The 13981-nt window shown below is 74.0% G+C and carries 10 protein-coding genes; 5 read left to right on the top strand and 5 right to left on the bottom strand.

Features of this window, described 5'->3' with window-relative positions:
- Nucleotides 1–94: 94 nt before the first annotated feature.
- The 4 genes from rocD to ABGB11_RS02110 all read left to right on the top strand — a co-directional run bounded on the left by rocD (nt 95) and on the right by ABGB11_RS02110 (nt 4956).
- A complete protein-coding gene (gene rocD, locus ABGB11_RS02125; RefSeq protein WP_347628547.1) occupies nt 95–1288 on the top strand; it encodes an ornithine--oxo-acid transaminase in 1194 nt (397 codons plus the stop codon).
- Nucleotides 1289–1632: 344 nt separating this feature from the next.
- Complete coding sequence (locus ABGB11_RS02120; RefSeq protein ID WP_347628162.1) at nt 1633–2601, top strand: LCP family protein; 969 nt, start codon at nt 1633–1635, stop codon at nt 2599–2601.
- Nucleotides 2602–2710: 109 nt separating this feature from the next.
- Nucleotides 2711–3346, top strand: a complete 636-nt coding sequence (locus ABGB11_RS02115) for a PadR family transcriptional regulator (protein WP_347628160.1) — start codon at nt 2711–2713, stop codon at nt 3344–3346.
- Nucleotides 3343–4956, top strand: coding sequence for a DHA2 family efflux MFS transporter permease subunit (locus ABGB11_RS02110; RefSeq protein WP_347628158.1), 1614 nt, complete (start codon nt 3343–3345; stop codon nt 4954–4956). The genes ABGB11_RS02115 and ABGB11_RS02110 overlap by 4 nt, the downstream gene beginning before the upstream one ends.
- Nucleotides 4957–4961: 5 nt before the next feature.
- On the opposite strand, the gene ABGB11_RS02105 is transcribed toward ABGB11_RS02110, so the two are convergent.
- The 3 genes from ABGB11_RS02105 to ABGB11_RS02095 form a co-directional block, all read right to left on the bottom strand.
- Nucleotides 4962–5462, bottom strand: a complete 501-nt coding sequence (locus ABGB11_RS02105) for a DUF6113 family protein (protein ID WP_347628156.1) — start codon at nt 5460–5462, stop codon at nt 4962–4964.
- A 52-nt stretch (nt 5463–5514) separates the two neighbouring features.
- The gene (mshB, locus tag ABGB11_RS02100) at nt 5515–6405 is read right to left on the bottom strand and encodes an N-acetyl-1-D-myo-inositol-2-amino-2-deoxy-alpha-D-glucopyranoside deacetylase (RefSeq protein WP_347628154.1); all 891 of its coding nucleotides are present in this window, start codon (nt 6403–6405) and stop codon (nt 5515–5517) included.
- A gap of 81 nt (nt 6406–6486) precedes the next feature.
- Nucleotides 6487–7935 carry a serine/threonine-protein kinase gene (locus ABGB11_RS02095; RefSeq protein WP_347628152.1) on the bottom strand — a complete coding sequence of 483 codons (1449 nt, stop codon included), beginning with the start codon at nt 7933–7935 and terminating at the stop codon, nt 6487–6489.
- Nucleotides 7936–8106: 171 nt separating this feature from the next.
- On the opposite strand from ABGB11_RS02095, the gene ABGB11_RS02090 reads away from it, so the two are divergent.
- Nucleotides 8107–10197: a prolyl oligopeptidase family serine peptidase gene (locus tag ABGB11_RS02090; protein WP_347628150.1), complete on the top strand. Its 2091-nt coding sequence runs from the start codon at nt 8107–8109 to the stop codon at nt 10195–10197.
- 116 nt (nt 10198–10313) lie between these two features.
- Here the strand turns inward: ABGB11_RS02090 and ABGB11_RS02085 are convergent, their stop codons facing one another.
- Both ABGB11_RS02085 and ABGB11_RS02080 read right to left on the bottom strand, forming a co-directional pair.
- Complete coding sequence (locus ABGB11_RS02085; protein WP_347628148.1) at nt 10314–12080, bottom strand: ABC transporter ATP-binding protein; 1767 nt, start codon at nt 12078–12080, stop codon at nt 10314–10316.
- Nucleotides 12077–13792, bottom strand: a complete 1716-nt coding sequence (locus tag ABGB11_RS02080) for an ABC transporter ATP-binding protein (RefSeq protein WP_347628146.1) — start codon at nt 13790–13792, stop codon at nt 12077–12079. Before ABGB11_RS02080 ends, ABGB11_RS02085 begins: the two co-directional genes overlap by 4 nt.
- Nucleotides 13793–13981 lie beyond the last annotated feature (189 nt).

Here is a 13981-nt window from a genome sequence, read left to right as displayed (position 1 = left end):
GGACCGCCGTCCGGTGTCCCAGCCATGTCCCGGCCCGACCGGCCGGGCCGAGCCGCGAAGGAGCGTCGTGACGGCCACCGACCAGCTGCGAGCGATGTCCGAGGACCACAGCGCGCACAACTACCACCCCCTCCCGATCGTGGTCTCCGAGGCGGACGGCGTCTGGCTGACCGACGTCGAGGGCCACTGCTACCTCGACATGCTGGCCGCGTACTCGGCGGTCAACTTCGGGCACCGCAACCCGCGGCTGACCGAGGCCGCGCGGCGCCAGCTCGACCGCGTCACGCTGGTGAGCCGGGCGTTCGACCACGACCAGTTCGGCCCGTTCGTGTCCGAGCTGGCCGAGCTGTGCGGCAAGGACATGGTGCTGCCGATGAACAGCGGCGCCGAGGCGGTCGAGACCGCGCTGAAGACGGCCCGCAAGTGGGGCTACGAGGTCAAGGGCGTCCCGGCGGACCAGGCGAACATCATCACCTTCGAAGGCAACTTCCACGGCCGCACCACCACGATCATCAGCTTCTCCACCGACCCCGACGCCCGCGACTCCTACGGCCCCTACACGCCGGGCTTCCGGACCGTCCCGTACGGCGACGTGGACGCGCTGAAGGCCGCGATGGACGAGGCCACGGTCGGCGTGCTGATCGAGCCGATCCAGGGCGAGGCCGGCGTGAACGTCCCGCCGAGCGGGTTCCTGCGGGCGGTGCGTGAGCTGTGCACGGCCAACGGGACGCTGATGATCGCGGACGAGATCCAGTCGGGTCTCGGCCGCACCGGCACCACCTTCGCGGTCGAGCACGAGGGCGTCGTCCCGGACGTCTACATCCTCGGCAAGGCGCTCGGCGGCGGCATCATGCCGGTCTCCGCGGTGGTCGCCGACCGCGACGTCCTCGGCGTCTTCCAGCCGGGCCAGCACGGCTCGACGTTCGGCGGCAACCCGCTCGCCTGCGCGATCGGCCGCGAGGTCATCGCGATCCTGAAGACCGGCGAGTACCAGGAGCGGTCCCGGACGCTCGGCGCGCACCTGCACGAGCGGCTCGGCCGGCTGCCCGGCGACCTCGTCCGCGAGGTCCGCGGCCGCGGGCTGTGGGCGGGCGTCGAGCTGCACGGCAGGGCCCGCCCGGTCAGCGAGCGGCTCATGGACCTCGGCGTCCTCGCCAAGGAGACGCACGAGACCACGCTCCGCCTCGCCCCGCCGCTCGTCATCGAGCGCGCCGACCTCGACTGGGCCCTCGACCAGCTGGAGATCGCGCTCTGTGATCTTGGCAGTGCCCTCCTCCTTCGGGCCTAGCGGCCCTGCCGTGTTCATGGCAGTGCCCTCCTCCTTCGGGCCTGGCGGCCCTCCATCGTCGGGCACCGCGGGCGATCGCTGGCATCGCTCCGACTCGCCTTGCGGCTCGCTGCGCGATCAGGTTCTCGCAAGCTCGAACCTGCCTTCGGACGCGATCGCGGCGGCCCCGGTTGTCGCGTGGCCGGGGTGATGGTCGCGGCTGTCCTCCCGATCCGGAACGCCGCCGGTCAACGGCGCCCGGCGGCGTTCCCTCGTTCATCGCAAACCCGTATCTCGTCAAAGGGTTGACCGCCGCCCGCCCCGGCGCGCCGGCCCGGCCCGCGCCCAGGGGCAGGGTGGGCGGCATGCTGCGGAACTGGGGCGGGCGCCGGGTGGCCTTCGGATGCGGAGGGCTGCTGGTGGGCCTCCTGCTGGTGATGGGCGGCGGGCTCTACCTGCTGCAACGCGCCTACGACGGGGAGGTCGACCGGGTCTCCGGCGCGCTGCCCACCGGGGCGGGGCGCCCGTCCTCCACCGGGCGGGGCGAGAACTGGCTGCTGATCGGGTCCGACCGGCGCGCCGACATCCCCTCGATGGGCGCCCGCGCCGACACGATCATGCTGGTGCACCTGTCCGGGCGCGGCGACCGGGTGTCGGTCGTCGCGATCCCGCGGGACGGCTGGGTGCCCGTTCCCGGGCACGGCCGGACGAAGATCAACGCGGCGTTCGCCTACGGCGGCCCCGCGCTGCTGGTCCGGTCGGTCGAGCAGCTCACCCGCGTCCGCGTCGACCACTTCGCCGCGCTCGACTTCGGCGGGTTCGTCACGATGACCGACGCGCTCGGCGGCGTGGACGTCACCATCACCAAGAAGACCTTCGACCCGATGCACGACCGGACGTGGGAGGCCGGGCGCCAGCATCTGAACGGCGTCGAGGCGCTGGACTTCGTCCGGCAGCGGTGGAACCTGCCGGGCGGCGACCTGGACCGGATCAAGCGGCAGCAGGCGTTCCTGCACGCGCTCGCGGCCAAGGCGCTGGACACCCGCAACCCGATCAAGATCGACCGGTTCATCCGGGCGGTGACCCGCTCGGTGACCGTGGACGACTCGGTGTCGGCCGGCACGCTGCGCGGGCTCGCCCAGCGGCTGCTCAGGACGTCGCTGATGGAGTACGTGACCGCCCCCGTCGCCGGGACGGCCGAGCGGGACGGCCAGAGTGTCGTACTCCTGGACGAGGATCGTTCCCGCGAGCTGTTCACCGCCGTCCGGGAGGACCGGGTCGGCGACTACGTGGCCCGCAACGGGGCGGCCAACTCGGTGGACGCCGTGCGCTGACCCACCTACAACCTGCGGAAATATCGGAAATAACGGGCCATTTGGCGATGGCAGTCCGGATGGATTAGTCTGAGTGGACTAATATCTTTCCGACCATGAGGCCGGCGCCATGTCCCGACCCCTCACACCGCTCGCGCTGACGGTGCTGCGCATGCTGTGCGACAGCCCGATGCACCCGTACGAGATGCAGCAGCGCATCCGCGACCACGCCTACGACCAGGCCGTCAAGATCACGCACGGCTCGCTCTACCACTCGGTGGAGCGGCTCGCCGCGGCCGGCCTCATCGAGCCGCTGGAGACCAGCCGCGAAGGGCGCCGCCCCGAGCGCACCGTCTACGCGGTGACCACCGCCGGCCGCGACGCCGCCCAGTTCCGCCTCGCCGAACTGCTCTCCCGCCCGAGCGAGGAGTTCCCGCTGTTCGGCACCGGGCTGGCATTCATCAACCTGCTGCCGGAGGGGGAGGTCGCGCGCCTGCTGCGCTCCCGGACCGTCTCCCTCGAAGCGGCGCTGGCCGGGCACCAGGCCGCCCACGACTCGCTCCGCACGCAGGGCATCGAGCGCTACAAGCTGATCGACCAGGAATGGCTGATCGCGCGCCTGCGCAGCGAGCTCGACTACGTGCGCGGGCTCGTCGGCGACCTGGAGGCGGGCCGGCTCACCTGGAAGGACAGCGAGACGCGGGCGGTCTGCCACCCGCGGCCTCGGCCACGACCGCACCACACCGACGGCAAGGGGGCCTCATGAGCAAATGGCGCGGCGATCCCTGGGCGATCCTGCTGACGCTCTCCCTCGGATTCTTCATGACGCTGCTCGACCTCACGATCGTGAACATCGCGATCCCGAGCATGATCGACAAGCTGGACGCCTCGCTCGACCAGGTCCTGTGGGTCGTCAACGCCTACATCCTGGTGCTCGCCGTCCTGCTCATCACCGCCGGCCGCCTCGGCGACCTGTGGGGCAAGAAGAACCTGTTCATCGCCGGCGTCGCCCTGTTCACGCTGTCCAGCCTGGCGTGCGGCATCGCGCAGAGCCCGGCGCAGCTGATCGGGGCCCGCGCCGTGCAGGGCCTCGGCGCGGCGCTCCTGATGCCGCAGACCATGTCGATCATCATCAGCGTGTTCCCGCCGCAGCGGCGCGGCGCCGCCCTCGGCGTCTGGGGCGCGGTCGCCGGGGTCTCCACCATCGCCGGCCCCACCGTCGGCGGCCTGCTCGTCACCACCCTCGACTGGCGGTGGATCTTCTTCGTGAACCTGCCGATCGGCATCCTGGTGCTGGCCATGGCGGTGCCGATCCTGCCGGGCCACACCCGCACCGTCCGGCACCGGTTCGACCTCTCCGGCGTCCTGCTGGCGTCCGCGGCGCTGTTCTGCCTCACCTTCGCGCTCACCGAGGGCCAGAAGTACGAGTGGAACGAGGGCATCTGGGGGCTCGTCGCCGCCGGGCTCGCCCTCTTCGTGATCTTCGTCGTGCAGCAGCGGGGACGCCAGGACGGCGAGCCGCTCGTCCCGTTCTCGCTGTTCCGGGACCGCAACTTCACCGTCCTGAACCTCGTCGGCGCCGCCGTCTCGGTCGGCATGATCGGGATGTTCCTGCCCATGACCATCTACCTGCAGTCCGTGCTCGGCTTCAGCGCGCTGGAGGCGGGCCTGGTGATGGCGCCGTCCTCGGTCGTGTCGATGTTCCTCGCGCCGATCGCCGGACGGATGTCGGACCGCATCGGCGGCAAGTTCATCCTGATGACCGGCCTCACCCTCTACGCCCTCGGCATGGTGTGGGTCGTCCTCGTCGCCGAGGTCGGGACGCACTGGACGGCCTTCATCGCCCCGCTCGTCGTGGCCGGTCTCGGCATCGGCGGCGTGTTCGCGCCGATGGCCACCGAGGCGACCCGGAACGTCCCGCCCCGGCTCGCGGGCGCCGCGTCCGGCGTCAACAACACGATCCGGCAGGTCGGGTCCGTGCTCGGCAGCGCGGCGGTCGGCGCCGTGATGCAGAACCGGCTGGCGTCCGCGCTCCAGGACGAGGCGACCGCCCGCTCCGCGGCGCTCCCCGCCGACCTCCGCGGCGGCTTCGTGCGGGGGTTCGCGGACGCCGCCAAGGGCGGCCTGGAGGTCGGCGCCGGGCAGAGCGGCGCCCGGCAGCAGCTCCCGCCCGGTGTCCCGCCCGGCGTGGCGCACCGCGTCCACGAACTGGCCGGGCAGGTGTTCTCGCACGGCTTCGTGCACGCGATGAAGCCGACGATGTGGCTGCCGATCGGCGTGATCCTGCTGGGCGCCGCGGCCTGCCTGACGCTCAAGGGCCACCGGGCCGGGACGCCGGCCGCGAAGGACCCCGAACCGGCTCCGCTCGCGTCCTGACGCCACTAGCCGCGCGTGCGGCCCGCCTTGCCGAGCAGCCAGTCGCCCGGCGGGCGGGCCGGCGGCGTCAGCATGACCCCGAGGACGGCGGCGACCATGCCGCCGATGATGAACACGTAGCCGGCCAGGGTCGCGGGGACGACGAGGTCGCCCTCGGGCCGGCGCATCGACAGGACGAACACCACGATGCCCCACACGACCGCGGGGACCGTCCCGCCGAGCCGCCCGCCCATCCCCCGGCCGGACAGCCACGCCATCGCGAACACCAGTCCCACAAGGACGATCGCCGCGAGCGGGACGCGCCCGACCGTCCAGTCCTGGGCGAAGGAGCCGACCACGCCGAAGACGCCGCCGAGGATGCCGAGGGCCGCGTAGGCGGCACCGGACAGGAACGCGTCGCCGGGGCGCTCTTCGCCCGCCCGTTGCAGGCCGGGCCCGCCGGCGTCCGCCGGAGCCGGATCGCCGTGCTTGGCGAGGCTCACGTGCGCGTCGTCGTCCTTGTCCACGGACGCCAGGGTACCGGCCCGGCCTCCCCGGCGATGCCGGGAAACCGGACGGTCAGTCCCGGAGACCGGCGAACAGGTCCGTCTCCCGGCGGCCGGGGCCGAGCGGGCCGAGCTCGCCGGCCTGCAGGACGAAGTACTCGGTGCCGAACGCCTGCTGCCCCAGGTTGTTCGAGAGCGCGAAGAACGGCCCGACCCGCTCGGGCGCGACGACGATCTGGGTGCGGTGGGCGCGCAGCGCCGCGAGCTTGGCGGGCAGGTGCGCGCGGGCGTCCACCACCGTGGTGACCTGGCCGTCCGGGACGCCGGAGCCCAGCTCGTCCAGCCCGGCGACGCGGGCGAACGGCAGCTTGGCCTCGCGCATCACCGCGATCGCGCGGGCGAGGACGGTCCGCGGGGTGGCGTAGGCGTAGAACTTGGCGGCCCGCCACGGCTCGGCGCCGTCCTCGTGGGCCGGGTCGGCGGCCAGCTCGAACGCCCGCCACGCCACCCGGTGCGCCTGGATGTGGTCGGGGTGCCCGTAGTTGCCGCGCTCGTCATAGGTGACGATGGCCTGCGGGCGCAGCTCCCGGATCACCGGAACGAGGCCGAGCGCGGCCGTCGTGACGTCGGCCTGCCAGAAGCAGCGCGGGTCGTCGTTGGTCGGCGCGCCCATCATGCCGGAGTCGCGCCAGCGGCCCGCCCCGCCGAGGAAGCGGTGGTCGCGGACGCCGAGCGCCTCGCACGCCGCCGCCAGCTCGCCGATGCGGTACTCGCCCAGGCTGTCCTCCTTGTCGGAGGCCAGATGGCGCAACTCCTCGGGGATGACCTCGCCCTCCTCGCCCAGCGTGCAGGTGACGAGGCAGACATGGGCGCCCTCGGCGGCGTATTTGGCCATGGTCGCCCCGGTCCCGATGGACTCGTCGTCCGGATGGGCGTGGACGAACAGGATCCGCGGCTCCTTCATAGTCAACGAGCCTACTCAGGGCACGGCATCGCGGCGATGACCGCCCTCCCCCGCGTATCGCGGACGCGTCACCGGCCCGGCTCAGTCGCCTCCACCGGGGCCGCCGCCACCGCCGCCACCGCCGGTGCCGCCGCCGTCGCCGTCGCCCCCGCCGCCGTTGCCACCGCCGCCACCGCCGGTCGGCGGCGTCGTGGTCGGCTCCTCCGTGGTCGGGGGCGTGGTCGGCGGCTCCTCCGTGGTCGGCGGCTCCTGCGTGGGGGCCGAGGTCTGCGGGGGCGGCGTGTTCCGCCGGGTCCGGGTCCTGGTCGGCGTGGGCTCCTCGGGCTCCTCCTCCGTCGGCGGCTCCGAGACCGTCGGGGAGTCGCTCACCGTCGGCGTGGCGGGCGTTTTGGAGTCGTCGCCGCCGCGGGTCGCCGCGAACACGCCGACGACGAGCGCCAGCACGGCGATCGCGGCCACCGCCGCGACGATCGGCCACCGCGACTTGCGCTCGGGCTCCCAGTCGTCGTACCGGCGGTGCGTTCCGCGGCCCGGCGGGACCGGGGGCCGCGCGGGCGGCAGGTTCCCGGTGTACTCGGCGGGCGACACCCGGCGCGTCCCGCCGCCCGGGTGCGTGGCGGCGCCCGCGAGACCGGCGCCCGCGAGGCCGCCCGCTGCGAGCGTCGAGCCCTCCGCGAGCATCGTGGTGGCCTGCGCCGGGTCGTCCATCCGGGTCTGCCCGCCGCCGCCCGGCCCGCTGCCGATCAGCGCCATCATGATCTGCTGCGCGGTGGGCCGCCGCTCGGGCTCCTTGACCAGGCACGCCGCGATCAGCCGGTGCAGGTCCGCGGGGACGCCCTCCAGGGACGGCGGCTCGTGCATCACCCGGTTGATGACCGCGACGACGGTGTCGTCGCCGAACGGGGGGTGCCCGGTCGCCGCGAACACCATCGTGGTGGCCCACGCCCACACGTCCACGGCCTCGGTGAGCGTCGCGCCCGCCACCTGCTCGGGCGCCATGTAGGACGGCGTCCCGATCGCCTTCGTCGCGTTCGTCTGCCCGGTGTCCAGGGCGCGGGCGATGCCGAAGTCGATGACCCGCGGGCCGTCCGGCGCCATGATCACGTTGTGCGGCTTGAAGTCGCGGTGCACGATGCCGGCCTGGTGGATCGCGACCAGCGCGGTCGCGGTGCCGATCGCGAGCCGGTCCAGCGGCGCGCCGCTGATCGGACCGGTCTCGGTGACCTGCTTGTACAGCGACGGGCCCGGCACGTACTCGCTGGCGATGTAGGGCTGGTCGCCGGCGACGTCGGCCTCCAGCACCTGCGCGGTGCAGAACCGCGCGACCTGCTTGGCCGCCTGCGCCTCGCGGACGAACCGGTTGCGCGCCATCGTGTCCCCGGCCAGGTCGGCGCGCAGGAGCTTGATCGCGGCGCGGTTCCCGGAGGCGTCCACGCCGGCGTAGACCACGCCCTGGCCGCCCTCGCCGAGACGGTCGACGATCTCGTACGAGCCAAGCCGCCGGGGATCTCCCGGCTGCAGCTCCGGCATTGACCACTCCTCAGCCGCGACGACAAAAGTGTTTGGGGAAGCTTTGAGCTTACGCGAGCGCGGACCCGGGCACGGGTCGTTCCCCCGTCCACCACGCGACGACCCGTGATCATAGGGGCAGGAGACCGCCGTGCGCCGTACTTCCGCACCGTCCTGGCAGACTCGGATGCCATGAGCATCAGCTATCCGCGGCAGAGCGCCCGCACGCGCAGGTTCAGCCTCGGCGTCCCGCGCGCCTTCCAGATCGCGCCGGACGAGTCGCGCGTCGCGTTCCTGCGCACCAGGGCGGGCGACGACCCGGTCACCTGCCTGTGGACGCTGGACACCGCGACCGGCGAGGAGCGGTGCGTCGCCGACCCGGCCGCGCTGGACGTCCCCGGCGAGGAGAACCTGCCCGCCGAGGAGCGGGCCCGGCGGGAGCGCGCCCGCGAGCAGGCGGGCGGGATCGTCGGGTACGCCACCGACCAGGCCATGCGGCAGGCCGTCTTCACGCTGGGCGGGCGGCTGTACGTCGCCGACATGGACACCGGCCTCGTCCGGGAGCTGCCGGCCCGGCCGCCGGTGTTCGACCCGCGCCCCGACCCGGCGGGCCGGCGCGTGGCGTACGTGTCGGGCCGGACGCTCCGGCTCATCGAGATGGACGGCACCGGCGACCGGGCGCTCGTCCAGCCCGAGTCCGACCAGGTCTCCTACGGCCTCGCCGAGTTCGTCGCGGCCGAGGAGATGGACCGGATGCGGGGCCACTGGTGGTCGCCCGACGGCGGGACGCTGCTGGTCGCGCGGGTCGACGAGACGCCGGTGCAGCGGTGGCACATCGCCGACCCCGCGAACCCCGACCGGCCGCCGTCCGAGATCGCCTACCCGGCGGCGGGCACGCCGAACGCGCTGGTGTCGCTGGTGCTGCTCAAGGTCGACGGGGGGCGCGTCGCCGTCGCGTGGGACCGCGGCGAGTTCCCCTACGTCGTCACCGCGTCCTGGGACCGGCACGGCCTGCTGATCGTCGTCCAGCCGCGCGACCAGCGCTCCCAGCGGGTGCTGAAGGTCGACCCGTCCAACGGCGCGACCGTCCTCCTGCACAACGAGCACGACCCGGTGTGGACCGACATCGTCCCCGGCCTGCCCGCCCGGACGCAGTCCGGCGACCTCGTCTGGGTCACCGAGGACCCCGAGACGGACACGCGGCGGATCACCGTCGCCGGGCACCCGGTCACGCCCGGCGGCCTCCAGGTCCGCGCCGTGCTGGGGGTGGAGGGCGAGTCGATCCTGTTCACCGCCTCGGAGGAGTCCACCGAGATCCACCTCTACTCCCTCGACTACCACTTCGACGCGCCCCACGTGACCCGGCTCACCGAGGGGCGGGGCGTGTTCGGGGGCACCCGCTCCGGCGGCGTCACGGTGGTGTCGGGCGCGCGGCTGGACCGGCCCGGCTCGGAGGTCGAGGTGCGCACGCCGTCCGGCACGCACCCCGTCGCCTCGCTCGCCGAGACCCCCGTGATCACCCCGCGGGTGGAGCTGCTGCGCTCCGGCGACCGCGAGATCCGCACCGCGGTGCTGCTGCCGTCCGGGTGGGAGCCGGGCCGGGGCCGCCTGCCCGTCCTCGTGGACCCCTACGGCGGGCCGCACGCGCAGCGCGTCCTCGCCGTCCAGCGCATGTACTGCGAGGCGCAGTGGCTCGCCGACCAGGGCTTCGCCGTCGTGATCGCCGACGGCCGCGGCACGCCGGGCCGCGGCCCCGCCTGGGACCGCGCCGTCCGCGGCGACTTCGTCGGGCCGGTCATCGAGGACCAGATCACCGCGCTGATCGAGGCGGCGCGCACGCACCCCGCCGCGTTCGACCTCGACCGCGTCGCGATCCGGGGCTGGTCGTTCGGCGGCTGGCTCGCGGGCCTGGCCGTCCTGCACCGCCCGGACGTCTTCCACGCGGGCATCGCGGGCGCCCCGGTCACCGACTGGCGGCTGTACGACACCCACTACACCGAGCGGTACCTGGGCCACCCCGACGAGGAGCCGGACAACTACACCGCCAACTCCCTCATCGAGCGGGCCGCCGACCTCAAGCGTCCGCTGATGCTGATCCACGGTCTCGCCGACGACAACGTCGTGGCGGCGCACACGCTGCGCCTGTCCTCGGCCCTCCTCGCGGCGGGACGCCCGCACACCGTCCTGCCGCTGTCGGGCGTCACCCACATGACCCCGCAGGAGGTCGTCGCCGAGAACCTCCTGTACGCACAGGTCCAGTTCCTCGAATCGAATCTCACTTAGTGCAACTGAGTGATGACGATTAGTACCTGCTCTCCGCCCTGGCGGAGATGGTCCGTCGACCTGGAGTCGCAGCGGGTTGTCTGCGACGTGCTCCCCGCGCATGCGGGGTTGCCGGATCAGTGGCCGGCGGGTTCCCGGGTCTCGCCGCCGTGCCAGGAGCTCCATAGGGCGGCGTAGGAGCCCTCGGCGGCGATGAGTTCGGCGTGGGTGCCGAGCTCGGTGATGCGCCCGTCCTCCACCACCGCCACGCGGTCGGCGTCGTGCGCGGTGTGGAGGCGGTGCGCGATCGCCACGACGGTGCGGCCGTCCAGGACGGCGGCGAGCGAGCGCTCCAGCCGGCGCGCGGCGCGCGGGTCGAGGAGCGACGTCGCCTCGTCCAGGACCAGCGTGTGCGGGTCGGCGAGGACCAGCCGGGCCAGCGCGAGCTGCTGCGCCTGCGCGGGCGTCAGCGTCTCGCCGCCCGAGCCGACCACGGTGTCGAGGCCGGGGCCGTCCCAGTCGACCGCCCGCAGGACCCGGCCGATCTCCTCGTCGGACGCGCCCTCGCGGGCCATCACGAGGTTCTCGCGCAGCGTGCCGCGGAACACGTGGTGCTCCTGGGTGACGAGGGCGACGTGGCCGCGCAGGTCGGTCAGCGGCAGCTCCACCAGCGGGACGCCGCCGCTCCCCGCACCGGCGTCGCCGTCGAGGGTGATCGCCCCCGAGCGCGGGGCGTCCACCCCGGCGAGCAGGCGGCCGAGCGTCGACTTGCCCGCGCCGCTCGGTCCGACCATCGCGAGCCGCTCCCCGGGCCGCAGGGCGAGGTCCACGCCGTGCAGGACGTCCTGCCCCGGCCGGTAGGCGTAGCGGACGTCCCGCGCCGTGAGCCGTTCCCCGTCCGGGACGCGGCCACCGGGCACGCGGTCCGGCGGGACGTTCTCGACGCCCAGCAGGCGCGCGAGGGACGCACCGCCGAGCTGCAGCTCGTCCAGCCACGACAGCACCGTGTCGACCGGCTGGATCAGCTGCTGCGCGTACAGGGTCGCGGCGGTCACCTGCGCCAGCGTCGCCATGTCGTGGATGTAGAGGAAGCCGCCGACCAGCAGCGTCGACACGACGGGCAGCACGAAGCCCATCTCGGCCGCGGGGAACAGCACCATGCGCAACCGCAGGGTGTAGCGCTCGGCCCGGTAGGACCGCGCGATGTCGGCGTCGCCCCGCTCGTGCCTGCGGGCGGCGAGGCCGAGCGCCGCGACCGTCCGGGCGCCCTGCACGGTCTCGGTCAGCCCGTCCGCGATCTCCGACCAGGCCGCGTTCTCCCGCAGGTAGCCCCCGTGGGCGCGCGGCAGGTACCAGCGCATGACCGCCCACAGCATCGGGGTGGCGACCAGCGCGGGCAGCGCGACGAGCGGCCCGTTCAGCAGCAGCGCCCCGACCGTGAACGCGCCGACGACGATGCCCACGAGGACCTCCGGCATCGCGTACCGGGCGGACGTGCTCAGCGTGTCCACGTCGCGGGACGCGCGGGTGACGAGGTCGCCGGTGCCCGCGCGCTCCACGGTGGACAGCGGCAGCGCGAGGACGCGGTCGACGAACTCCTCCCGCAGCTCGGCCAGCACGCGCTCGCCCAGCGTCGCGGACGCGAGGTAGGCGTACCGGACCAGCACGCCCTGCACGACCACGAACGCGGCGATGGCGAGGCCGGTCGCGGTGATGTCGGCCCGGCCGTCCCTGACGTCCTCGACGAGCGCGCCGAGCAGCCGGGGGGTGACCAGCCCGGTCACGGCGGCGAGCGCGTGCAGGACGAGCACCCCGGCCAGGGCGCGGGGATGGCGCAGCACGAGCCGCCGCGCGTACGCCCGCACCTGCGCGGTCGTCGCGACCGGCAGCGTCTCGGCACTCACGTTCCCGCCCTTTCCGCGGTCTCTTCTCTGGGAGTCGCCTCTCCCCTGGTGACGGTCGCCTCGTAACGCGGTTCGCTCTGGAGGAGGTCGCGGTGGGTTCCCTCCGCGACGACCAGGCCGTCCTGGACGAAGGCGACGTGGTCGGCGCGGTCCAGCATCAGCGGGCTGGTCGTGCAGACCACCGTGGTACGACCCGCGCGCGCTTGGCCGAGCCTGTCGGCGATGCGCGCTTCGGTGTGCGCGTCCACCGCGCTGGTGGGCTCCACAAGGACGAGGACGTCGGGGTCGGCGGCGAGCGCCCGCGCGAGGCGAAGGCGCTGCTGCTGGCCACCCGAGAACTCGCGCCCGGCCTCGACGACATGGGCGTCCAGGCCGACCGCGTCGACGATGTCCTCGGCGCAGGCGTCCCGGACCGCCGCCCGCAGCGCCGCCTCGTCGCCGCCGGGCGCCAGCGTCTCGGCGAGGGGCCCGGAGAACAGGCGGTCCTCGTTGACCGCGACCAGGATCCGCGTCCGGACGTCCGCGACGTCGTGCAGCGAGACGCCGCCGAAGTCGACGTCGCCGTCCCGGTACCGGCCCAGCCGGTCGGCGATCGCCTGCGCGTCGCGCGGGTCGGCCGCCGCGACCGCGGTGACCCGGCCCGGCCGCACGACCAGCCCGGACGCGATGTCGACCAGCTCGGCGTCCGCCGCCGGGCGGGCCGTCCCGGTGTCGGGCAGCTCGGGGTCGAGCCGCAGCAGCGCGGTCACCCGGCCCGCCGCGACCAGCCCCTTGGTGATCTTTCCGGCCGCCTCGCCGAGGGTCTTCAGCGGCACGATCAGGAACACCGCGTAGCCGTAGAACGCGACCAGCTCGCCCACGCCGATCGTCCCGCGCACGGCGAACCGGGCGCCGGCCCAGGTCACCAGCGCGATCAGCAGGCCGGGCAGCAGCACCTCGGCGCCGTTCATCCGGGTCTCGGCACGCGCGACCGCCACCCCGGCGGCGCGCACCCGCTGCGACTCCGCGCGGTACCGGCCGGAGAACAGCGCCTCGCCGCCGATGCCGCGCAGCACCCGCAGGCCCGCGACGAGGTCGGTGGCGTGCGTGCTCAGCTCGCCGACCAGCTCCCGGTGCGCCAGCTCCCGCTCGCGGTAGGGGCGCAGCAGCGGCGCCGCGACCGCCAGGATCAGCGGGACGCCGACCAGCACGATCAGCCCGAGCGGCGGCGACGTCGTCAGCAGGATGCCGGTCACGGCGGCGATCGCGACCACGGCCCCCGACCCGCGGGCGATGATGTCCAGGGCCTCACCGATGTGCGCCACGTCCGACAGGCCGATGCTGACCACCTCGCCCGCGCTCAGCCGCCTCGGCAGCGTCCCGCCGAGGCGGGTGGACTGCCGGGTGACGAGCTGGACCGTCCGGTAGGCGGCGGCGAGCCAGTTGTACACGGCGAACCGGTGGCGGGCGGCGCCCGTCACCGCCTGCACCACGCCGAGCCCGGCGAGGACGGCGCCCCACGTCACCAGGGCGCGCTCGTCCCGCGCCGCGACGCCGTCGCCGATGGCGCGGCCGACGGCGGCGGGTATCAGGGCCTGGCTGAGCATCCACACCACGCCGAGGGCCGCGCCGGCGGTGACGCTGCGCCACTGGGCGCGCAGCAGCCACAGCAGGTAGCGGGCCGGGGTGCTGTGGTCGGGGCTGCCAGGATCTTTCTCCGGCAACGGCTTCACGCGTCGAAGGTTATGCAGCGGATCGCCGGAATCTCGACTGGTTTTTCAGCAGGGCAGATCCCATTACGGTCAGCCCGAAATCTCGCCCACGGACGCGCTCAGGGGGTGCGGCACGCCGCGCGGACACGCTAGGGTCAACTCCGTAACGGAGCGAGCCCCACTCCGCTCCATGAGCCGGGACCCTGGCGG

The sequence above is a fragment of the Actinomadura sp. B10D3 genome, from assembly GCF_039871695.1.
Taxonomy (GTDB): Bacteria; Actinomycetota; Actinomycetes; order Streptosporangiales; family Streptosporangiaceae; genus Spirillospora; species Spirillospora madurae.
The sequence above is the reverse complement of the archived record's forward strand: the minus strand, read 5'-3'. Positions and strand labels throughout refer to the sequence as shown.